This window comes from Halomonas sp. IOP_31 (genome assembly GCF_021151495.1).
In the GTDB taxonomy this organism is placed as follows: Bacteria; Pseudomonadota; Gammaproteobacteria; order Pseudomonadales; family Halomonadaceae; genus Modicisalibacter; species Modicisalibacter zincidurans.
Window position 1 is genome coordinate 1 of sequence record NZ_JAIRBP010000011.1, and the last position, 20,989, is coordinate 20,989.

17 protein-coding genes and 1 tRNA gene are annotated in these 20,989 nt (G+C 65.1%); 5 read left to right on the top strand and 13 right to left on the bottom strand.

Going from position 1 to position 20,989, the window contains the following annotated elements; translation table 11 throughout:
* Positions 1 to 343 precede the first annotated feature (343 nt).
* Positions 344 to 946 (top strand): Yip1 family protein, encoded by a 603-nt coding sequence (locus K7I12_RS07665; RefSeq protein WP_231663800.1) that lies wholly within the window; start codon positions 344 to 346, stop codon positions 944 to 946.
* Positions 947 to 1,100: 154 nt separating this feature from the next.
* Here K7I12_RS07665 and hutH read toward each other — a convergent pair whose 3' ends face one another.
* From hutH to hutI, 4 genes are all read right to left on the bottom strand, one after another.
* Positions 1,101 to 2,633: a histidine ammonia-lyase gene (gene hutH, locus K7I12_RS07670; protein ID WP_231663801.1), complete on the bottom strand. Its 1,533-nt coding sequence runs from the start codon at positions 2,631 to 2,633 to the stop codon at positions 1,101 to 1,103.
* A complete protein-coding gene (hutU, locus tag K7I12_RS07675; RefSeq protein ID WP_231663802.1) occupies positions 2,633 to 4,324 on the bottom strand; it encodes a urocanate hydratase in 1,692 nt (563 codons plus the stop codon). Before hutU ends, hutH begins: the two co-directional genes overlap by 1 nt.
* Positions 4,325 to 4,433: 109 nt before the next feature.
* On the bottom strand, positions 4,434 to 5,390 hold the full coding sequence (gene hutG / locus K7I12_RS07680) for a formimidoylglutamase (RefSeq protein WP_031383076.1): 957 nt from the start codon (positions 5,388 to 5,390) through the stop codon (positions 4,434 to 4,436).
* Positions 5,380 to 6,591: an imidazolonepropionase gene (gene hutI, locus K7I12_RS07685; protein WP_031383077.1), complete on the bottom strand. Its 1,212-nt coding sequence runs from the start codon at positions 6,589 to 6,591 to the stop codon at positions 5,380 to 5,382. The genes hutG and hutI overlap by 11 nt, the downstream gene beginning before the upstream one ends.
* A 72-nt stretch (positions 6,592 to 6,663) precedes the next feature.
* Between hutI and K7I12_RS07690 the strand changes: the two genes are divergently transcribed.
* Complete coding sequence (locus K7I12_RS07690) at positions 6,664 to 8,007, top strand: YjiH family protein (protein WP_231663803.1); 1,344 nt, start codon at positions 6,664 to 6,666, stop codon at positions 8,005 to 8,007.
* Between the two features lie 108 nt (positions 8,008 to 8,115).
* Here the strand turns inward: K7I12_RS07690 and hutC are convergent, their stop codons facing one another.
* From hutC to leuS, 4 genes are read right to left on the bottom strand one after another with little or no spacing between them, the layout of a single operon-like run.
* Positions 8,116 to 8,823: a histidine utilization repressor gene (hutC, locus tag K7I12_RS07695; RefSeq protein WP_231663841.1), complete on the bottom strand. Its 708-nt coding sequence runs from the start codon at positions 8,821 to 8,823 to the stop codon at positions 8,116 to 8,118.
* A 7-nt stretch (positions 8,824 to 8,830) separates the two neighbouring features.
* The gene (gene holA / locus K7I12_RS07700; protein ID WP_231663804.1) at positions 8,831 to 9,889 is read right to left on the bottom strand and encodes a DNA polymerase III subunit delta; all 1,059 of its coding nucleotides are present in this window, start codon (positions 9,887 to 9,889) and stop codon (positions 8,831 to 8,833) included.
* Positions 9,886 to 10,395, bottom strand: coding sequence for an LPS-assembly lipoprotein LptE (locus K7I12_RS07705; RefSeq protein ID WP_031383081.1), 510 nt, complete (start codon positions 10,393 to 10,395; stop codon positions 9,886 to 9,888). The genes holA and K7I12_RS07705 overlap by 4 nt, the downstream gene beginning before the upstream one ends.
* 48 nt (positions 10,396 to 10,443) lie before the next feature.
* The gene (gene leuS / locus K7I12_RS07710) at positions 10,444 to 13,053 is read right to left on the bottom strand and encodes a leucine--tRNA ligase (RefSeq protein ID WP_031383082.1); all 2,610 of its coding nucleotides are present in this window, start codon (positions 13,051 to 13,053) and stop codon (positions 10,444 to 10,446) included.
* A gap of 241 nt (positions 13,054 to 13,294) precedes the next feature.
* Here leuS and K7I12_RS07715 point away from each other — a divergent pair, with 241 nt between their 5' ends.
* Entirely contained in the window at positions 13,295 to 13,819 is a 525-nt protein-coding gene (locus K7I12_RS07715) for a zinc ribbon-containing protein (protein WP_031383083.1), read from the top strand.
* A gap of 49 nt (positions 13,820 to 13,868) precedes the next feature.
* Here K7I12_RS07715 and lnt read toward each other — a convergent pair whose 3' ends face one another.
* From lnt to K7I12_RS07735, 4 genes are all read right to left on the bottom strand, one after another.
* The gene (lnt, locus tag K7I12_RS07720) at positions 13,869 to 15,335 is read right to left on the bottom strand and encodes an apolipoprotein N-acyltransferase (RefSeq protein WP_231663805.1); all 1,467 of its coding nucleotides are present in this window, start codon (positions 15,333 to 15,335) and stop codon (positions 13,869 to 13,871) included.
* An 87-nt stretch (positions 15,336 to 15,422) separates the two neighbouring features.
* Positions 15,423 to 16,307: an HlyC/CorC family transporter gene (locus K7I12_RS07725; protein ID WP_231663806.1), complete on the bottom strand. Its 885-nt coding sequence runs from the start codon at positions 16,305 to 16,307 to the stop codon at positions 15,423 to 15,425.
* Positions 16,304 to 16,837: an rRNA maturation RNase YbeY gene (ybeY, locus tag K7I12_RS07730; RefSeq protein ID WP_031383086.1), complete on the bottom strand. Its 534-nt coding sequence runs from the start codon at positions 16,835 to 16,837 to the stop codon at positions 16,304 to 16,306. The genes K7I12_RS07725 and ybeY overlap by 4 nt, the downstream gene beginning before the upstream one ends.
* Positions 16,834 to 17,583 (bottom strand): PhoH family protein, encoded by a 750-nt coding sequence (locus K7I12_RS07735; protein ID WP_150113149.1) that lies wholly within the window; start codon positions 17,581 to 17,583, stop codon positions 16,834 to 16,836. The genes ybeY and K7I12_RS07735 overlap by 4 nt, the downstream gene beginning before the upstream one ends.
* Here K7I12_RS07735 and K7I12_RS07740 point away from each other — a divergent pair.
* A tRNA-OTHER gene (locus tag K7I12_RS07740) sits at positions 17,545 to 17,623 on the top strand. The genes K7I12_RS07735 and K7I12_RS07740 overlap by 39 nt on opposite strands.
* Positions 17,624 to 18,070: 447 nt before the next feature.
* On the opposite strand, the gene miaB is transcribed toward K7I12_RS07740, so the two are convergent.
* Positions 18,071 to 19,420, bottom strand: coding sequence for a tRNA (N6-isopentenyl adenosine(37)-C2)-methylthiotransferase MiaB (gene miaB / locus K7I12_RS07745; protein ID WP_031383088.1), 1,350 nt, complete (start codon positions 19,418 to 19,420; stop codon positions 18,071 to 18,073).
* A 292-nt stretch (positions 19,421 to 19,712) separates the two neighbouring features.
* Between miaB and hemA the strand changes: the two genes are divergently transcribed.
* Entirely contained in the window at positions 19,713 to 20,987 is a 1,275-nt protein-coding gene (gene hemA, locus K7I12_RS07750) for a glutamyl-tRNA reductase (RefSeq protein WP_031383089.1), read from the top strand.
* Positions 20,988 to 20,989: the final 2 nt, after the last annotated feature.

Below are 20,989 nucleotides of genomic sequence, written 5' to 3' on the forward strand. Positions count from 1 at the left end.
CGAGGCGGTCGGCATGGTACATTTCGTCATGGCGGTTGATGCGGTTGATTCTTGTGTAGGAGCTTGAATTATAACCGATTTTCAGCCGCTTTTTTCATGTCTGATGAAATATCCGGGCTAGAGGTAGCGCCTTCGACCCTCTACCGCAAGCGTCTCGTCTGGAAGACATCTTGAAACGTCAACAGGCCCTAATGAAGCGGCATCGTCGCTGTGGCCGGTAATAGCCGTCAAACGCTTATATTGCTGAGGAAATACTGCCTATACTGCCAACATGAAAGCTGATATCGGCTACGCTACGGGCACGCAGCCTATTTGCGAAATCGGCGATAAAGGAGGTGTTGATATGCTCACGCACGTCTGGGGACTGTTGGCGCACCCGAACCGTGAATGGAGGCAGATCCATAGCGAACGGGAGACGCTGACCCACCTCTATGCTCACCACGTATTGGCATTGGCGGCGATCCCGGTGGTAAGCGCCTTTATCGGCACCACGCAGATCGGGTGGGATTACGGCGGTGGCGAAACGATACGCCTTGCATACTCGGATGCCTTTTTCGCCGGCATCGCCTTTTACGTGGCCATTCTGGCGGCGGTGGGTTTGATGGGGATGGTCATTCATTGGCTGGCGCGGCGCTACTCTACCCAACCGAGTCGCCGCGACTGCATCATTTTCGCCGGCTACGTGGCGACGCCGATGTTCTTGAGCGGATTGGTGGCTCTCTATCCATTGCTCTGGCTATGCCTGCTGGCGATCATCGTGGGGCTCTGTTATAGCGCCGTCCTGCTGTATATCGGTATTCCCGCGTTTCTAGGCATCAGCAACGAAGAAGGCTTCATCGTCACCGGCTCGACACTGGGAATCGGCGTCTTGGTACTCGAGGTATTGCTGGGGCTGACCGTGCTGCTGTGGGGCTACGGCGCGAGACTGCTGGGTGTCGAATTGTGATGTCCAGGTCTCTTGCAATGCGAGGTGAACAACCGGGTGTCGACGACGTCCGGTTTGTTGTGCGCTCGGGAGGTGCCGAGACATGATGTCTGTTCACTGTAACGATGCCTTTAGATGATTCGGGGCTGTTATAGGTGGAATGGCGGGCGGCCTTTCAGTAGCTGGGCAGCAGCTCGGCGGGCACCAGGTGGCTCAGGGTGCGTGCCTTGAGCAGCTCGCCGGCGGCCTCGATATCCGGGGCGAAGAAACGGTCCTTGTCGTAGTAAGTCACGCGCTCACGCAATGCCCCGCGGGCCTGCTCCAGGGGTGCGGTGGTGGTGAGGCCGTTGCGGAAATCGAGTCCTTGGCAGGCGGCCAGCCATTCGATGGCGATGGCTCCACGCACATTATCGGCCATTTCCCATAGCCGTTTGCCGGCTGCGGGGGCCATCGAGACGTGATCCTCCTGGTTGGCCGATGTCGGCAGGCTGTCGACGCTATGCGGGTGCGCCAGTGCCTTGTTCTCGCTGGCCAGCGCCGCGGCGGTGACCTGGGCGATCATGAAGCCGGAGTTGATCCCACCGTTCTCGACCAGAAACGGTGGCAACTGCGACATATGCTTGTCCATCATCAGCGAGATGCGCCGCTCGGTAAGCGAGCCGATTTCGGCGATGGCCAGCGCCAGATTGTCGGCCGCCATGGCCACCGGCTCGGCGTGAAAATTACCGCCGGAGATGATGTCGCCATTGTCGGTGAATACCAGCGGATTGTCGGAGACCGCGTTGGCCTCGATGGCCAGTACCTCGGCGGCCTGGCGGATCTGCGTCAGGCACGCACCCATCACCTGCGGTTGGCAGCGCAGCGAGTAGGGATCCTGAACCTTATCGCAGTCGGCATGCGAATCGCTGATCTGGCTGCGTGAGCCAAGCAAGTGACGGTAGGCCGCGGCGGCATCGATCTGGCCACGTTGACCGCGCGCCTCATGGATACGCGCATCGAAGGGCGCGCGCGAACTCAGCGTCGCCTCAACGGTCAACGCGCCGCACACCGTGGCCGCCGCGAACAGGTCCTCGGCCTCGAACAGGCCCTTGAGGGCGTAGGCGGTGGACACCTGGGTGCCGTTGAGCAGGGCGAGGCCCTCCTTGGGCGCCAGCGACAGCGGCTCGAGCCCGGCGATGGCCAGGGCCTCTCGGGCCGGCAGCCATTCGCCGCCGTGGCGGGCCTTGCCCTCGCCGAGCAGCAGGGCGCTCATGTGGGCCAAGGGCGCCAAGTCGCCGGAGGCACCTACGGAGCCCTTGAGCGGAATGCGTGGATAAACCTCCGCATTGATGAGCGCGATCAGTGCGTCCAGTACCTGGCGGCGAATACCCGAGAAGCCTCGCGCCAGGGCATTGACCTTGAGCACCATGATCAGCCGCACCAGAGCGTCGTCCATGGGCGCGCCGACGCCGGTGGCGTGGGACAGCACCAGCGAGCGCTGCAAGTCCCCGAGCTGGCCCTTCTCGATACGTGTCCGGGCCAGCAGGCCGAAGCCGGTATTGATGCCATAGGCGGTACGCTCTTCCGCGAGCACCCGATTGACACAGTCCACGCTGCGCTGGATGGCAGTGTCGGTGCTATCCGGCAGGCTGACTTGAAGCGGGGCCTCGAAAACCTGGCGCATTTGCGCCAGGGTCATCTTGCCGGGGGAAATCTCGAGATGGCTCATCACTTGCCCTCCTGTGCGTCGATCATCGGCAGATCGAGGCCACCCTCATGGGCGCTCTGTTTGGCGATGTCATAGCCCGCATCGGCATGGCGCATCACCCCGGTGGCCGGATCGTTACGCAGCACGCGACCGAGGCGCTTGTGGGCATCGTCGCTGCCATCGGCGACGATCACCACCCCGGCGTGCTGGGAATAGCCCATGCCCACGCCGCCGCCGTGGTGCAGCGACACCCAGGTGGCGCCGCCGGCGGTATTCAGCAGGGCGTTGAGCAGCGGCCAGTCGGATACGGCGTCGGAGCCATCGAGCATCGACTCGGTCTCGCGGTTGGGGCTGGCCACCGAGCCGGAATCCAGATGGTCGCGGCCGATGACCACCGGCGCCTTGAGCTCGCCGTTCTTGACCATCTCGTTGAAGGCCTGACCCAAACGGGCGCGGTCCTTGAGGCCGATCCAGCAGATGCGTGCCGGCAGGCCCTGGAAGCGGATGCGCTCGCGGGCCATGTCGAGCCAGTTATGCAGGTGCGGGTCGTCGGGTATCAGCTCCTTGATCTTGGCGTCGGTCTTGTAGATGTCCTCGGGGTCGCCGGATAGCGCCGCCCAGCGGAACGGGCCGATACCCTGGCAGAACAGCGGCCGGATGTAGGCGGGTACGAAGCCGGGGAAGTCAAAGGCATTCGCGACACCTTCGTCCTTTGCCATCTGGCGGATATTGTTGCCGTAGTCGAAGGTCGGGATGCCCTGGGCCTGGAAGTCGAGCATCGCCTGCACATGCACCGCCATGGATTGCTTGGCGGCCTTGACCACTGCTTGGGGTTCGCGCTTGCCGCGGGCGACGTAGTCGTCCCAATTCCAGCCCGCTGGCAGGTAGCCGTGCAGCGGGTCGTGGGCGCTGGTCTGGTCGGTGACCATATCCGGACGTGCGCCGCGCTTGACCAGTTCCGGCAACACCTCGGCGGCGTTGGCGCACAGGCCGATGGAGACCGCCTGGCCCGCCTTGATGTACTTCTCGATGCGTGCCAGGGCGTCGTCGAGATCGTTGGCCTGTTCGTCGAGATAGCGCGTGCGCAGGCGAAAATCGATGCGTGACTGCTGGCACTCGATGGTAAGCGAAGTTGCGCCGGCGAGCGTCGCCGCCAGCGGCTGAGCGCCGCCCATGCCGCCGAGTCCGGCGGTGAGGATCCAGCGACCGGCGAGCTTGCCGCCATAGTGCTGGCGACCGGCCTCGACGAAGGTTTCGTAGGTGCCCTGGATGATGCCCTGGGAGCCGATGTAGATCCACGAGCCGGCGGTCATCTGGCCGTACATCATCAGGCCCTTGCGATCCAGCTCGTTGAAATGCTCCCAGTTGGCCCAGGCCGGCACCAGGTTGGAATTGGCGATCAATACCCGGGGGGCATCCTTGTGGGTCTCGAACACGCCCACCGGCTTGCCGGACTGAATCAGCAACGTTTGATGATCTTCCAGGCGCTGGAGCGTCTCGACGATCTTGTCGAAGCATGGCCAGTCCCGCGCGGCGCGGCCAATGCCGCCATAGACCACCAGGTCCTCGGGGCGCTCGGCGACGTCCGGATGCAGATTGTTCATCAACATGCGCAGCGGCGCTTCGGTCAGCCAACTCTTGCAGGTAAGCTCGGTGCCGGTGGGTGCGGCGATCTGGCGGCTGGGGTCGTGACGCTTGTCGGTGTCGGACATGCTTGTGGTCTCTCTTGGTTCTTTTAGACAAATATTGAGGCTGGTTTAGACAAACACTGCGGTTGGTGGCTGGTGGCTGGTGGCTGGTGGCTGGTGGCTGGTGGCCGATTCAGCCGGTCAGGGTCAATTGATGGACGAGTCGCGCCGCGACCTTGGCGGTGCGGCCGTCGATGTCGTGCTCAGGATTGAGTTCGGCGATATCGGCGAGTCGCAGCTTGCCGCTATCGCGGATGATCTCGATCAGCGGCTCGATCAGCGCCAGCGACACGCCGCGCGCCGCCGGCGCGCTGACCCCCGGCGCCTCGGTAGCGGGCAGTACATCGAGATCGATGGTGAGATAAAGATGCTCGCAGTGAGCGATGAAACGCTTGACGTCGCGCAAGATGGCCTCGAGTGTGGCCGCGGTGAATTCGCGGTCCTCGCGCACCAGCACGCCGAGATCCTTGGCACGCTGGAACAGGGCGCGGGTATTGCTGGCGCGACTGACGCCCAGACAGGCATAGCGGAACGGCCAGTGACGTTGCTCGCACGCATCGGCGATCTGGGCGAAGGGCGTACCGGAGGAGTGCGCATGGCTCGGGTCGCGCAGATCGAAGTGCGCATCGAGATTGACGATACCGATTTGCGGTGGCCGGTCGTGCTTGCTGCCTTGCGCTTCCAGGTGCCGGGCAAGCCCCTGCCAGCTGCCGAAGGCGATCTCGTGGCCGCCGCCCAGCGCCACCGGGAAATGGCCGGCGTCGAGCAATTCGGCCAGGCGCTCACCAAGACGCTGCTGGGCCTCTTCCAGGGCATCGCCTCGGCACACCACATCGCCGGCATCGAAGGCCGGGGCCTGGCGATGCCAGGCCAGCGGCGCCAGGGCGCGACGGATCGCCTGCGGACCCTGGGTGGCGCCGGGCCGGCCCTGGTTGCGCTTGACCCCCGCATCCGAGGCGAAGCCGAGCAGGGCGACGCCCTTGCTACCTGCTTGATCCAGCGGCCGAATGCATTGATGCCAGCGCTCGCTGTTGCTTTCCGGGTCGATGCGCCCGGTCCAGGCGGACATGTCGATGGTCTCAGCGGTCATGGGTGAGCTCTCCCCTGAACAGGCGCTGGCGCAGCCGGCCGGGTTGCACGGCATAGGCCAGTTCGGCGGGGCGCTGAATGTCCCACACGCACAGGTCGGCGGGCGCGCCCTCGTAGAGGCGGCCCAGCTCGCGGCGGCCTAGGGCGGCGGCGCCGTGGGCGGTCATGCCGGCCAGCGCCTCACGGGGTGTCAGACGAAACAGCGTGCAGGCCAGGTTGAGCATCAGCGTCGGCATGAACAGCGGCGAGCTGCCCGGGTTGCAGTCCGTGGCTACGGCCATGGGCACGCCGGCGTCGCGCAGCGCCTGGATAGGCGGCAGTTGGGTTTCCCGCAGGGTATGAAAGGCGCCGGGCAGGATGACCGCGACGCTGCCGGCCTGGCGCATGGCCGCGATGCCCGCCTCGTCCAGGTATTCGATATGGTCCACGGAGCGCGCGCCGTAGCCCGCCGCCATGGCGCTGCCACCCAGCTTGGAAAGCTGTTCCGCGTGCGCCTTGATGGGCAGATCATGGGTCTGGGCCGCCTGGAAGACGCGCTCGCACTGGGCCACGGAGAAGGCGATCGCCTCGCAGAACACGTCGACCATATCGACGAGCCCTTCGGCGACGGCGGCAGGAATCATCTCGTCGCACACCAGATCGATATAGGTGTCGCTGGCGGCTGCGTATTCCGGCGGCAAGGCATGGGCGCCGAGCAGGGTAGTGACGACCCGCACCGGTAGTGTCTCGCCGAGGCGCCGGGCGACCCGCAGCATCTTGAGCTCGTCTTCGACGTTCAGCCCGTAGCCGGACTTGATCTCCACGGTGGTCGCGCCGTCGTCGATCAGCGCCTGCAAACGCGGCTGGGCCTTGTCGAAGAGCGCTTCCTCGCTGGCGGCCCGCGTCGCGCGCACGGTACTCAGAATGCCGCCGCCGGCCTTGGCGATCGCCTCGTAGCTGGCGCCCTCCAGGCGCATCTCGAACTCGTCGGCACGGCTGCCGCCGAACACCAGGTGGGTGTGGCAGTCCACCAGCCCCGGGGTCATCACCCCGCCCCGGCCGGCGTCGTGGGCGTACTCGCAGCGCATCGCGTCGAATTCCTGCATCGGCTGCAGCGCTTCGATCCGGCCATCGCGTACCAGAACGGCCATCGGCTCCGGCAATTCTCGATTGCCGTCGAATACCGTCATGTCACGCCATAGCAGGGAGGATATCTCGGGCATGGAGGCTCCTTGAAGAATATCGCTTCTAATTGTATATACAAATGCGTTGACTACAAGAAACGAGAGGTCTTCATGTCGCACCAAGAAAAGACATCATTTGCGAGCGAGGAGCAGGAGCGTCGGTATTCCCTGAAGACGATGCTCTACCTGTTCATTCCCAGCCTGCTGGGGATCCTGATCTTTTTCGTGCCCGTGACACTGGCGGGACGGACCACCATCCCGCTCGATCACATGGTCACTGGGGCACGATATTTGTTGGGTGGGCTGGATGGCTGGTATGCATTGGCACTGATCGTCGCCGGGGCGGCCTATCCTTTGGTGACCGGTAACTGGCGACGTAGCGTTACCGACCGGGTCTTCACCGTGCTCAAGCTATTGGGCGTCGTGGCGGCGGTAATGGCGCTCAGCGGTTGGGGGCCGGCGTTGCTGCATACGCCGGACATGTTGCCTTTTCTGTTCGGCAAACTGGTGATCCCGGTGGGGCTGATCGTGCCGATTGGGGCTATCTTCCTGGCATTGCTGATCAGTTATGGCCTGCTCGAGTTGATCGGCATTCTGCTGCAACCGATCATGCGGCCGATCTGGCGGACGCCGGGAAAATCGGCGATCGACGCCGTGGCATCCTTCGTCGGCAGTTACTCGATTGGTCTGCTGATCACCAATCGCGTCTATCAAGCGGGGCAGTATTCGCCGCGCGAGGCGGCCATCATTGCGACCGGGTTTTCCACGGTATCGGCGACCTTCATGATTATCGTCGCCAAGACGCTGGACTTGATGGCGGTATGGAACCTGTATTTCTGGCTGACGCTGCTGATCACCTTCGCGGTGACCGCGATTACCGTGCGCTTGCCACCGCTGGCACGGATGGACGACGAGAAATCTGATGACGAGCCTGGAGTGCCTCGCGGACGCCGGCTGGTGACCGCCTGGCGCGCTGGCCTTGATGCTGCGCATCACGCGCCGAGTCTGATGCGCAGTGTGGCACTCAACTTCAAGGAAGGGCTGCTGATGGCGATCAGCATTCTGCCGTCGATCATGTCGGTGGGGTTGATCGGTCTGCTGCTCGCCAAGTACACGCCGCTGTTCGATTGGCTGGGTCTGCTGTTTTACCCAATGACGGCGTTGTGGGGGCTCGACGAGGCGATGGCGCTGGCCCAAGCCGCCTCGACCGGGCTGGCCGAAATGTTCCTGCCGGCCCTGCTGATGGGGGATGCCGGTTTCGTGGCTCGCTTCGCCACGGGCGTGGTATCGGTATCGTCGGTATTGTTCTTCTCGGCTTCGATCCCCTGCATCCTTTCGACCACGATTCCGCTTTCGGTGGGGCGCATTGTCGTCGTCTGGTTTTTGCGCACGGCGCTGGGATTGTTGCTGGCGGTGCCGGCTGGTTATCTGGCCCAGGCCTTGGTTGGCGGTTAACCGCGTACGAAGGGAAGGCCCGCCACGTCCAGCGGCGGCGCGATCAACGCGCCGCCGCTGGCGTTTGGTAGTTTGCAAAGGGCCTATCCGGAATGATGCTTGGCAAATTCAGGCAGAGCGTGCCTGTGAGCGCAACTTGTAGCGGTCGCCGGGGTGGATCAATCGGGCGTAGCTGATCAGGTGTTCTCCGGACCAGGTGCGTCGCACCATGCTCAGGCACGGTGCGCTGACAGGAATTTCCAGCCAGTCGGCGGTCTGGGTATCGACCAGCACGGCTTCCACCACATGCTCCATATCGGAAATCGGGCAGGCGGCGACCAGCACCTCGTTGGGCGTATAGCGCGAGAAGTCGGTTTTCAGGTAATTCGGCACCCAGCGTGGGTTGACGTAGCGATTTTCCAGTTGGATCGGAATCTCGTTCTCGCGATGAATCAGGATGGTATGGAAGACCTGCGTGCCGAGGCGCACGCCGAGGCGCAAGGCGACTTCATCGTCGGCCTCGATGGATTCGCAGCGCAGCATGTCATTACGGTAGTGATGCCCCCGCTGACGCACTTCTTCGGCGATGTTGCGGATCTCGAGTAGCGATGATTCGGCCTTCAAGTCGGTAACGAACGTCCCCAGCCCCGGCTGGCGGACCAGATAGCCTTCGTGAACCAGGTCGCGAATCGCCTTGTTGGCGGTCATGCGGCTGACGTCGAACTGCTGGGCAAGTTGCTCTTCCGGCGGAATCTGATGATGGACCGGATAGGTTCCGGAGCGAATTCGCTCGAGAAGGAACTGCTTGATCTGTAGATAGCGTGGCGCTTGGGTCACAGGCATCTCAGGCGATCCGGTAAGCATGCGGCAGTTCGGCGAGCAGGCCACGCCCGCCGGCCATGGTCAGGGCCAGGTCGTTGAGTGCGTCCCACACCGGCAGCGCCAGGCCGCCCTTGACGGCCTGGTCGATGCGCTGGGCGAACAGCAGCAACTTGTGCAGGCGGCGGTGGGGCAGGCGTTGCAATGCTTGCTGATAATTGGGACGGCGCTTTTCGGGAATCATCGGGCGTTGCTGCTTGCAGGCATGCTCGAGGCTCTGGCCCTGCTCGAGGTGCTGTTGCAGGGAGAGCAGCGTACGCATCTCGCGACTCAGCGCCCACAGCACCACCGGTGCCTCGATGCCTTCGCTGCGCAGGCCTCTGACAATACGCACGGTGCGCTCGCGTTCGCCGCGCAGGCAGGCATCGGTCAACGTGAAGACGTCGTAGCGGGCGCTGTCCTCGACCCCCGAGGTGATCGCCTCGGTGTCGAGTCGCGCGCCGGGGGGCAGCAGCAGCGAGAGCTTCTGCAACTCCTGGTCGGCGGCGAGCAGATTGCCCTCGGTGCGTTCGCCGAGCAGCCGGGCGGCGTCCATGTCGAGTTGCAGGCCGTAGCGGGCGGCCCGGTCGCGCATCCAGAAGCCCAGCCGCGAATGATCGACCGGCCACACCGGCACGAACACGCCGAGCTTGTCGAGCGCCTTGAACCATTTGCTCTGCTGTTGCTTGCGATCGAGCCGACCCGCCGAGATCAGCAGCACGTCGTCGCTGTTCGGCGCCTGCGCGGCGAACGCTTCCAGCGCCTTGCCGCCTTCCTGGCCGGGCGCCTGGTCGCCGAGGCGCAGTTCGATAAGCTTGCTGGTAGCGAACAGCGACATGCTGGCCGCGGACTCGGTGAGCCGCCCCCATTGAAAACCGCTCTCGACGTGTAGCACCTCGCGCTCCTCGATGCCGCGTTCGCGGGCCACCCGCCTGACTTCGTCGCAGGCGTCGCGCTGGATCAGCGGCTCGTCGCCGGCGACGATGATCACCGGCGGCAATTTCCTGGCCAGCGTCTCGGGCAGCTTGTCGGGGAAGACCTTCACCGCGTGGCGTCCAGGTTGCGCAGCCGGTCGATCAGGCGCTGGGCGGCGTCGCGGCGCAGCGCCTCGAGCGCCCGCTCGCGGTCGTTGTCCCGAGTCAACAGCTCATTGTCGTTGGCCCGGAACGTGGTCGTCACCTGCATTCGCTGCTGGTCGAGCAGGTAGGCGTTGTCGGCGGTGCGCTGGATCGAGAACGGCACCTCGAGCTGCAGTTCGATCTCCTGGGTGCCGCTGTCGCTTCCGCTCAGGCTGATCTCCTGAATGCGCTCCGTGCCGAGATTGAGGCGCAACGGTGCGGCGTCGCTCAGTTCGATCCCGGCGTCGTGCAGCGCGCGAGTGACACTATCGCTGAGCGCCGAGGGTGTCGTCGCCAGGACCAGACGCTCGATGCCTGCGTCTTGTGTGGCCCCGGTGCCGCGCAGCTGGAAGCCGCAGCCGGGCAGGGCGGTGATGCCGGCACCGAGCAGCGCAGCGCTCAGCGACCGGGCGAGAAAGGTTCGACGCTTCACGGCTAGCTCCTTGCATTGTGGTTAGCGACACGCGCTGGGTGGCGACGCTCAGCTGGCAACGATGTTGACCAGTTTTCCCGGCACCACGATCACCTTGCGCAGCGTCTTGCCCTCGATGTGTCGCTGGACGTTCTCGTTGGCCAGCGCTTCGGCCTCGACGGTGTCCCTGACGGTATCGGGGGCGATCTCGATGCGCGCGCGCAGCTTGCCGTTGACCTGCACGACGAGCTCGAGGCTGTCCTTGACCAGCGCGTGCTCGTCGAGCTCGGGCCAGCGGGCGTCGATGGCCGGCTCGCGATGGCCGAGGGCCTGCCACAGCGCATGGCAGGCATGCGGGGTGATCGGGGCGAGCAGCAGCACGCAGGTCTCGACCGCCTCGCGGGCGACCGCCAGATCCTGAGGCGCGCCGCCGGCGCGCTCGCCCTGGAAGCGGCCGAGCGCGTTGGTCAGTTCCATCACCGCGGCAATGGCGGTATTGAAGGTGGTGCGCCGGCCGATGTCATCGCTGGCCTTCTTGATGGTCTCGTGGGTCTTGCGACGCAACCCCCTTTGCGCGTCATCGAGCGCCTGAGGGTCGAAAGAGTGAGGGTCGAGTGCAGGCGCCGTGCCGGCGTCTTGCTCGGCGGCCAGGTGATCGGCGACCAGTTTCCATAGCCGCTTCATGAAGCGATGCGCGCCTTCGACGCCGGCATCGGACCATTCCAGCGATTGCTCCGGCGGGGCGGCGAACATCATGAACAGGCGCACGGTGTCGGCGCCGAAGCGCTCGATCATCGCCTGCGGGTCGACGCCGTTGTTCTTCGACTTGGCCATCTTCTCGATGCCGCCCATCTGCACCGGCTCACCGTCGCTCTTCAATACCGCGCTGACCGGCCGGCCCTTGTCATCGCGCTTGACCTCGACGTCGGCCGGATTGAACCAGTCCTTGCCGCCGTTTCCGGTCTCGCGATAGAAGGTCTCGGCGATCACCATGCCCTGGGTCAGCAGGCGCTGGAACGGCTCGTCGCTCGCAATCAGGCCGAAGTCGCGCATCAGCTTGTGGAAGAAGCGCGCGTAGAGCAGGTGCAGAATGGCGTGCTCGATACCGCCGATGTACAGATCTACCGGCAGCCAGTAGTCGGCGCGTTCGTCGAGCATCGCCTCGCGGTTGTCGGCGCAGGCGAAGCGTGCGTAGTACCAGCTCGACTCCATGAAGGTGTCGAAGGTGTCGGTCTCGCGGGTCCAGCCGTCGCCCAGATCATAGAACGCCGGCATCTTCTTGAGCGGCGAGCCGCTGGCGTCGACCTCGACCTCCATCGGCAGCGCGACCGGCAACTCCTCGTCGGTCAGCGCCACGGTCTGACCCCCGGGGCCGTACTTGACCGGGATCGGCGCGCCCCAGTAGCGCTGACGGGCCACTCCCCAGTCGCGCAGCCGGAAATTGGTCTTGACCGTGCCGCGGCCGTCGGACTCGAGCCGCGCGGCGATCGCCTGGAAGGCGGCGTCGAAGTCGAGGCCGTCGAACTCGCCGGAATTGATCAGCGCGCCATGCTCGACATAAGCGCCTTGGCTGAGATCCGGAGCGTCGCCTCGTGCGTCGGCGATCACCGCGACGATCGGCAGGTCGTACTTGGTGGCGAACTCCCAGTCGCGCTGATCGTGGCCGGGGACGGCCATCACCGCGCCGGTGCCGTATTCCATCAGCACGAAGTTGGCCACGTAGATCGGCACTGGGTTACCGCTCAGCGGGTGACGCGCGGTGAAACCGGTATCGCGGCCACGCTTCTCCATGGTTGCCAGATCCGCTTCCGAGGTACCGCCGCGGGCGCACTCCTCGAGGAAGTCGGCCAGCGACGGGTCGTTCGCGGCCGCGGCCTTGGCCAATGGATGGCTGGCGGCAACGGCGACGTAGGTCACGCCCATCAGCGTATCGGGGCGGGTGGTGTAGACATCCAGCGTCTCGTCGCGGCCGTCGACGTCGAAGCTCAGCTCGACCCCGCGGGACTTGCCGATCCAGTTGCGCTGCATGGTCTTGACCTGTTCCGGCCAGTCGACGTGATCGAGGTCGGCGAGCAGTTCCTCGGCGTAATCGGTGATCTTGAGAAACCACAGCGGGATCTCCCTGCGCTCGACCAGCGCGCCGGAGCGCCAGCCGCGCCCGTCGATGACCTGCTCGTTGGCGAGCACGGTGTTGTCCACCGGATCCCAGTTGACCGCGGCCATCTTCTTGTAGACCAGCCCCTTGTCGACAAGCTTGGCGAAGAACCACTGCTCCCAGCGATAGTAGTCGACGTCGCAGGTGGCGAACTCGCGGCTCCAGTCGTAGGCGAAGCCCAGCGCCTTCAACTGGCGACGCATGTAGTCGATGTTCTGGTAGGTCCAGTCCCCGGGCGGCACGCGGTTCTTGATCGCGGCGTTCTCCGCCGGCATGCCGAAAGCGTCCCAGCCCATCGGCTGCAGGACGTTCTTGCCCTGCATGCGCTGGTAGCGCGAGACCACGTCGCCGATGGTGTAATTGCGCACGTGCCCCATGTGCAGCTTGCCGCTGGGGTAGGGGAACATCGACAGGCAGTAGAACTTCTCGCGGCAGGCGTCCTCGACGGCCTTGAAGCACTGATTCTCGTCCCAGTAGCTCTGGGCGGCCGATTCGATCGCGTGGGGCTGGTACTGAGTGTCCATCGTTTGCGTGGGGCACCTTGCGTTGGGGATCGGTGGCGTCGGCTCGACCCGGCGGCGGGGAGCGCGATGCAACCGCTGGAGATAACACCCTGCCACACAATGTGTGAGAAAATTAATGGAGGCAGGCATGGAATACCGTCAATGCTGGCCCAAGGATACCCCAAGACGTGCATGGGCAGGTAGGGCCGCCGGCAAGGCGGCGACCGTCAGGCCAGCACCCGAGAATGATAGGAGAGGCACCATGAGTGACGACAAGCAACAGGACCGGCGGCTGCACGATGCCTACGAGCGCGTGCTGCACCGCATGCGCGACGGGGCCGACGAGCTCTCCTGGGAGCGGCTGCAGCATGAACTCGACGAAGCGGTGGCTTTCGAAGTCGAGGTCGAGGAGTTCACCAAGGATGAGATGTCGCTGTTGCGGGCCTGGGTCGAGCGCGACTTGAAGGACCTGCGTCGCTACCTGGCCGCCGGTGGCAGCGGCGTGGCCAGTTGGCTGGGCATCGACCTGAACGTGCTGTCGCGCAAGATCAGCGAGGCGCTGTTGTCGATCGCCGATCGCAGCGTGGTGGAGCGCGAGCGTTTCGAGGACGACCTGGAAGCCGCCCGCGCCGATTACGTCGAGGGCGAGCTGGCCGCGCCGGGTCGCATGGCCTGCGTGCACTGTGGCGAGACGCTGGCGCTGGAGCGCGTCGCCCGGCTCGAGCCCTGCCATGCCTGCGGGCATCGCTACTTCGAGCGCGCCCCGGCGCGTGGCGCGGCCGAGTGACTGGCTGTTGATCGGCGCCCTGATTCGCTATCAATGGTGCCGCTGTCAATCAGCGCCGCCGGGCCTGGCGCAAGCGTAGTCCGGCGGCGAGCATCAGCCCGGCGAGCAGCCAGGTCGGCCAGCTGCCGGTGCGGGTGAAGGGCGTTTCGCCCTGCATGGTGCGGACCTCGCCGATGACCTGCGCGGTCTCGAACTGCGCCGCGCGGCTGGTTATTCGCCCCTGTGGGTCGATGATCGCGGTGACTCCGTTGCTGGTGGCGCGCATGAGATAGCGGCCGTTCTCCAGCGCTCTCAGACGGGCCATCTGCAAATGCTGCAGCGGGCCGATGGAATCACCGAACCAGGTGTCGTTGGACACTGTCATCAACACCTCGGCCTGGCGTGCCCGGCTCGCCACCAGGTCGGGATAGGTGATCTCGTAGCAGATCGCCGTGCCGATTCTCAGGCCGGCCGCGCGGATCGGTTGCTGGTCATTCGCGCCGGCCGAGAAGCTCGACATCGGCAGGTCGAAGAAGGCGATGACGCCGCGCAACAGCCCTTCCAGCGGCATGTATTCGCCGAACGGCACCAGGTGCTCCTTGCGATAGCGCCCCTGGCTGTCGCCGAAACCGATCACCGCATTGTAGTAATCGTCCTGCGCGTCGCGTTCGACGATCCCCGTCAACAGTGCCGTATCGGCGGGCAGCGTCGCCTGGAGGCGTTCGAGTAGCGGCAGGGCCTGTCGTTCGAACATCGGCAGGGCGGTTTCCGGCCAGACAATCAACTGGATATTGTCATCGAGGCCGCGGGTCAGGCGGGTATAGGTGTTGGCAGCGGTACGTCGGCCCTCGTCGGTCCATTTCATCAATTGCGGCAGATTGCCCTGCAAGAGCGCCACGCGAGTCGTCTCGCCGGGCGTCGTCCATTGCCCGGGTAGCGTCAGTGGCGCCAGCCACATCGCGGCGAGGGGAGCGAGCGCCCACCAGCGCCTTCGCAGCAGTTCGACCAGCAGCGTGCCGCTGAGCGCGGTGATCAGGCTCAGCAGATAGACGCCGCCGAGCGGCGCCAGCGGTGCCAGCGGCGAGTCGACATGGGCGCTGCCCAGCAAGAGCCAGGGGAAGCCGGTGAACAGGTAGGTGCGCAGCACTTCGACGAGTACCCAGAGCCCGGCGAAGCTGAGCCAGGCCAGCCGCGCTCCGGTGAATCGCCGGTAGCACCAGAACGGCACGGCGTAGAACAGCGCCAGGGTCACCACGAACAGCGCGGTCAGGAACACCGCCAGCGGCACGCCGGTATAGCCGTAGTCGTGAATCGACACGTAGATCCACGAGGTGCCCGAGCCGAACAGGCCGACGCCGTAGCTCCAGCCACGCAGTGCTGCCTGTCCCGGGGTCTGGGTATGAAGCCCGGCGAACACCAGAGCGACGGCCACCGGCCCCAGCCACCACAGCTGGAAGGGCGAGAAGGTCAGCGTGGTCAGGCCGCCGGCGAGCAGGGCGGCCAGGTAGCCCATCCAGGGCCGATAAACAGTCGGCATTCGAGGTACTCCGTAGCGGGACGTGCCTCTTATACCAGAGCCGTTGTGCAAAACGAAACTGCCGCGATCGGCCGGGTCGGGCTGATCCTAGCCGTCGTGCCCGTCGTCGCTCGCGCCTTCGGCGACCTGCTCGACCTGCAGCAGGCGGATGCGCCGGTTGTCGGCGCCCAGTACGGTGAAACGCCACTCGCCGAGATGGGCCTGCTCGCCGCGCCGCGGCAGGTAGCCGAAGCGCTGCATCACCAGGCCGCCGACGGTATCGAACTCGTCGTCGGAGAACGCGGTATCGAAGCGCTCGTTGAAATCGTCGATGGGGGTCAAGGCGCGAATCGCGAAGCTGCCGTCGCCCATGTCGCGGATGTCGTCTTCCTCGTCGGTGTCGTGCTCGTCTTCGATGTCGCCGACGATCTGCTCGAGGATGTCCTCGATGGTCACGATGCCCGCCGTGCCGCCATACTCGTCGATCACCACCGCCATGTGGTTGTGGGTGTCGCGGAACTCCTTGAGCAGGCTGTTGAGGCGCTTGGACTCGGGGATGAACATCGCCGGGCGAATCACTTCGCGCAGGGCGATGCGGTCACGCTTGCCGTCGTTGACCTGCAGCAACGGCAGCAGGTCCTTGACCAGCAGGATGCCGAGTACCTCGTCGAGATTCTCGCCGATCACCGGATAGCGCGAGTGGCCGGTTTCGAAGATCACCGGCAGGTAGTCTTCGGGGGGCTGGTCTATGCCGATGGCGGTAACCTGCGAACGCGGGATCATCACCTCGCGGGTCTGCTGATCGCTGATCTGGAAGGCGCCCTCGATGATCGTCAGCGCGTCCGGGTCCAGGCGCAGCTTGGCGGCGGCCTCGCGCAAAAAGACCAGCAACTCGTCGCGTGAATTGGGTTCGTCGGAATCGCTGGAAAAGGCAGTGAACAACTTCTCGAGCCAGGACTTGCCGCCCTGGCTGCTCGATCGGTCTTCGCTCATGCGTCGGGTCTCGTGTCCTCGCTGTCACGCTCGTCATCGGCAAGCGCGTAGGGATCGGGAATGCCGAAGCCATCGAGAACGGCACGCTCGATGGCTTCCATGATCTCGGCTTCAGCCTCATCTATATGGTCGTAACCCAATAAATGCAAGGTGCCGTGGATCACCAAATGGGCGTAGTGATCGGCCAGTGGCTTGTGCTGCTGGCGGGCTTCGCGACGCATGACCGGATGGCTGATCACCAGGTCGCCGAGCAGCGGCAGGTCAATTCCGGGGGGCGCCTCGAAAGGAAAGGAAAGCACATTGGTGGGCCGGTTCTTGCCGCGATAGTCGCGATTGAGCGCCTGGCTCTCGGCGTCGTCGACCAGGCGGATGGTCAGCTCCGGCGCCGCGGCGCCGGATTGCCCGGTGACGCGCGCATGCGCGGCAAGGGTCGCCGCGACCCAACGACTCAGCGCCTCGACACCGGGCAGCTCATCGCCTCTCTCGATGGCCAGCTGCAGGTCGATCAGCGGCCCGGGGGCGTCGTTCATGAGGCGTTCTCGCCCGAGGAGGCCGCGCCGCGCGATTCAAACGCCCCTGTCTCGGCGGCCTGTCTCTCCCGGCGGGCCGCCTCGCGGGCCTCGCGGCGGGCGCGGTCATCGGCTTCCTGCTCGGCCTCGAAGTAGTCGTAGGCCTCGATGATCCGCTGCACCAGCGGATGACGGACCACGTCCTTGGCGGCGAAGTGGGTGACGCCGATCCCCGGCGTGTCCTTGAGCACGTCGAGCACCTGGATCAGTCCGGACTGCTGGCCGCGCGGCAGGTCGACCTGGGTGATGTCGCCGGTGATCACCGCGGTGGAGCCGAAGCCGATGCGAGTCAGGAACATCTTCATCTGTTCGCGGGTGGTGTTCTGGCTCTCGTCGAGAATGATGAAGGCATTGTTCAGCGTGCGCCCGCGCATGTAGGCAAGCGGGGCGATCTCGATCACCTGGCGCTCGATCAGCTTGGCCACCTGTTCGAAGCCGATCATCTCGTAGAGCGCGTCGTAGAGCGGGCGCAGATAGGGATCGATCTTCTGGGCCAGGTCGCCGGGCAGAAAGCCCAGCTTCTCGCCGGCCTCGACCGCCGGGCGCACCAGCAGGATGCGCCGCACCTGCTGCTGGTTGAGCGCCTCGACGGCGGCGGCGACGGCCAGGTAGGTCTTGCCGGTGCCCGCCGGGCCGATGCCGAAATTGATGTCGTGCTTGCGGATGCTGGCGACGTAGTTCTGCTGGTTCAGACCGCGCGGCTTGATGACGGCGCGCGGGGCGCGAATGATCACCTCGCCGTCGCCGCTCGTGCCTTCTTCTTCCTCGAGCGCCTCGATGCCGGATTCCTGCAGAAACAGATGCACGGTATCGGGATCCAGGTCGCCGGATTCGGTCTCGCGGTAAATATGCTCGACTACATTGGCCGCCGCCTTGACGTGCGGCCCGGGGCCGGCCAGCTGGAAGGTGTTGCCGCGGTTGCGCAGGGTCACGCCGAGGCGCGATTCGATCAGTTTGAGATGTTCATCCCGCTGCCCGCAGAGCTTGGCCAGCCGCATGGGATCATTGGGCTCGAGGGTCAGGGTGAGGACGCGATTGGCCGGAGAACTTTGTTGACTCAAGAACAGGCTTCCATAGGGTGTCTGGGAAATAGGGTATCTGGGAACATGCAGTCAGCTTAGTGCCCCGGGCGAGCCCGGGGCAAACAAATGCAGTCGACTGTCTCTGCAAGCGGACTTTGCAAGCGGGGCGCGGTCAGTGACGGACCGGCGAGACCAGCGTGGCGCGCAGCGAATTGGGCAGCGCTTCGGTGATCTCGACGTCGACGAAGGTGCCGATCGTTGCGGTGGGGTCGTCGGCGCTGAAGTTGACCACCCGGTTGTTCTCGGTGCGTCCGGTGAGCTTGCCGGGGTCGCGGGGCGAGAAGCCGGTGACCAGAATGCGCTGGGTCGAGCCGACCATGCGCCGGCTGATCTGCATGGCGTTCTGGTTGATGCGCTCCTGGAGGATCGCCAGGCGCTGTTTCTTGACCGCCTCGGGCGTGTCGTCCTCGAGCGCCGCGGCCGGCGTGCCGGGGCGTGCGGAGTAGACGAAGCTGAACGAGACGTCGAAACCGATCCGCTGGATCAGGTCCATGGTGGCCTCGAAGTCGGCCTCGGTCTCGCCCGGGAAGCCGATGATGAAGTCCGAGGAGAAGCTGATGTCGGGACGCAGCGCGCGAATGCGCTCGAGCTTGGCGACGTATTCCTCGACGCCGTGACCGCGCTTCATCGCCGCCAGGATCCTGTCGGACCCTGCCTGTACCGGCAGGTGCAGGTGGCTGACCAGTTCGGGGATCTCGCCATAGGCCTCGATCAGACTGTCGGAGAATTCCACCGGATGCGAGGTGGTGAAGCGAATGCGGTCGATGCCCTCGACGGCGGCGACGCAGGCGATCAGCTCGGCCAGGTCGATCTCCTCGCCGGTCTCGTCTTCGCCGCGGTAGGCGTTGACGTTCTGGCCCAGCAGGTTGATCTCGCGCACCCCCTGGTCGGCGAGGTGGACGACTTCTTCCATCACCGCGGCAAACGGCCGCGAGACCTCCTCGCCGCGGGTATAGGGCACCACGCAGAACGTGCAGTACTTCGAGCAGCCTTCCATCACCGACACGAAGGCGGTCGCGCCGTCGGCGCTGGGCTTGGGCAGATGGTCGAACTTCTCGATCTCGGGGAAGGTGACATCGACCACCGAGATCGGCTCGGCATTCTTGCCGCGCGCCTCGAGCATCGAGGGAATGCGATGCAGCGTCTGGGGACCGAACACCATGTCGACGTGGGGGGCGCGCTTGCGCAGGTTCTCGCCTTCCTGGCTGGCCACGCAGCCGCCGACGCCGATCACCAGCTCGGGATTGCGCTCCTTGAGCTTCTTCCAGCGGCCGAGCTGATGGAAGACCTTCTCCTGCGCCTTCTCGCGAATCGAGCAGGTGTTGAGCAGGATGACGTCGGCATCGCGTTCGTCGTCGGTCAGCTCCATCTGATGCGATTCGCCGAGCAGATCCGCCATGCGTGCGGAGTCGTACTCGTTCATCTGGCAGCCGTGGGTCTTGATGAAGAGTTTCTTCGCCATAGAATGCGTCGGCGCCTGGCGCCCGCTTTGTCCGTGAGTCGAGGGAGTGAAGGCGTGACCGAAGGGTCGCCTGCGACAGATCGAGCAAATTATACGTACCCGGCCCCCGGCTTGACCAGCCTTGGCCTTGTGAAGGCAAAGGCGCGCATGCCTACGCGGGCGGCCATGTGGTAGACTAAGCCGCCCGAATACGCTCGGCACCGGCCTGGCGGCGGGCGCGCCTGAGGTCGCACGCTGGCCGCGTTGCGACCCATGTTTTCGACTATTGCGCAGGATCCAACGGCTCATTGCAATGACGCTTCTCGCCCTGGGAATCAACCACAAGACCGCCGATGTTGCGGTGCGTGAGCGGGTCGCCTTTACCCCCGGTCAACTGGAAGCGGCGCTGGTCGCGCTCAAGGGGCTGCCGGCGGTGAGCGAGGCCGCAGTGCTGTCGACCTGCAATCGTACCGAGCTCTACTGCGTCACCGAGGCGCAGGGCGAGCAGGCGGTCATCGATTGGCTGGGTCGCTTCCACGACCTGCCGGTCGAGGAACTGATGCGCTGTGCCTATCACTATCTGGATGCGTCGGCGGCGCGGCATCTGATGCGCGTGGCCTCGGGGCTGGACTCGATGGTGCTCGGCGAGCCGCAGATTCTCGGCCAGATCAAGGGCGCCTACCAGCAGGCGCGCCAGCATCAGGGGCTGGGCGGCGAGCTGGAGCGGCTGTTCCAGCACGCCTTCGCGGTCGCCAAGCAAGTGCGCACCGAGACCGGCATCGGCGAGAATCCGGTCTCGGTGGCTTACGCGGCGGTCAGCCTGGCGACATGCATCTTCGACGACCTGACGCGTTCCCGGGCGCTGCTGGTCGGCGCCGGCGACACCATCGAGCTGGTCGCCCGGCACCTGCACGAAGCGGGCATCAGAGAGCTGATCGTCGCCAACCGCACCCGTGAACGCGCCGCGCAACTAACCGGCGAGTTCGGCGGCCAGGCGATCACCCTCGGCGAGATCCCTCAGGCGCTGGAGCGAGCCGACATCGTCATTACCTCGACCGCGGCGCCGTTGCCGATCATCGGCAAGGGCATGGTCGAGCGGGCCCTGAAGGTGCGTCGCCATCGGCCGATCTTCATGGTCGACATCGCCGTGCCGCGGGACATCGAGCCGCAGGTCGGCGAACTCGACGACGTGTTCCTGTACACCGTCGACAACCTCCAGGAGGTGATCGAGGAGAACCGGCGCCATCGGCAGGTCGCCGCCGACCAGGCCGAGGAGCTGATCAGCCAGGGCGTCAGCCACTGGCAGCACGAGCGCCGGGTGCGCGGCGCCGGCGAGCTGATCAAGCGCTATCGCGAACAGGGCGAGGCGCTGCGCCAGGGCGCCGAGGCCCAGGCACTGGCGCAGCTGGCGCGTGGCGAGGACCCCGAGAAGGTACTGCGCCGATTCAGCCAGCAATTGACCAACAAGCTGATGCATGGCCCGACGCTGCGCCTGCGCGAGGCGTCGGGCGCCGAACGACACGATGTCATCCAGGCGGCCGAGAGCCTGCTGCTCGACCCGGCCGCGCCTGCCCAGGATCCGGAATAGGA

Bases quoted from the DNA above. Each gene is read 5' to 3' on its own strand.
- K7I12_RS07665 (WP_231663800.1), top strand. From the start codon at position 344: ATGCTCACGCACGTCTGGGGACTGTTGGCGCACCCGAACCGTGAATGG.
- hutH (WP_231663801.1), bottom strand. From the start codon at position 2,633: ATGAGCCATCTCGAGATTTCCCCCGGCAAGATGACCCTGGCGCAAATG.
- hutU (WP_231663802.1), bottom strand. From the start codon at position 4,324: ATGTCCGACACCGACAAGCGTCACGACCCCAGCCGCCAGATCGCCGCA.
- hutG (WP_031383076.1), bottom strand. From the start codon at position 5,390: ATGACCGCTGAGACCATCGACATGTCCGCCTGGACCGGGCGCATCGAC.
- hutI (WP_031383077.1), bottom strand. From the start codon at position 6,591: ATGCCCGAGATATCCTCCCTGCTATGGCGTGACATGACGGTATTCGAC.
- K7I12_RS07690 (WP_231663803.1), top strand. From the start codon at position 6,664: ATGTCGCACCAAGAAAAGACATCATTTGCGAGCGAGGAGCAGGAGCGT.
- leuS (WP_031383082.1), bottom strand. From the start codon at position 13,053: ATGGACACTCAGTACCAGCCCCACGCGATCGAATCGGCCGCCCAGAGC.
- K7I12_RS07715 (WP_031383083.1), top strand. From the start codon at position 13,295: ATGAGTGACGACAAGCAACAGGACCGGCGGCTGCACGATGCCTACGAG.
- lnt (WP_231663805.1), bottom strand. From the start codon at position 15,335: ATGCCGACTGTTTATCGGCCCTGGATGGGCTACCTGGCCGCCCTGCTC.
- K7I12_RS07725 (WP_231663806.1), bottom strand. From the start codon at position 16,307: ATGAGCGAAGACCGATCGAGCAGCCAGGGCGGCAAGTCCTGGCTCGAG.
- ybeY (WP_031383086.1), bottom strand. From the start codon at position 16,837: ATGAACGACGCCCCCGGGCCGCTGATCGACCTGCAGCTGGCCATCGAG.
- miaB (WP_031383088.1), bottom strand. From the start codon at position 19,420: ATGGCGAAGAAACTCTTCATCAAGACCCACGGCTGCCAGATGAACGAG.
- hemA (WP_031383089.1), top strand. From the start codon at position 19,713: ATGACGCTTCTCGCCCTGGGAATCAACCACAAGACCGCCGATGTTGCG.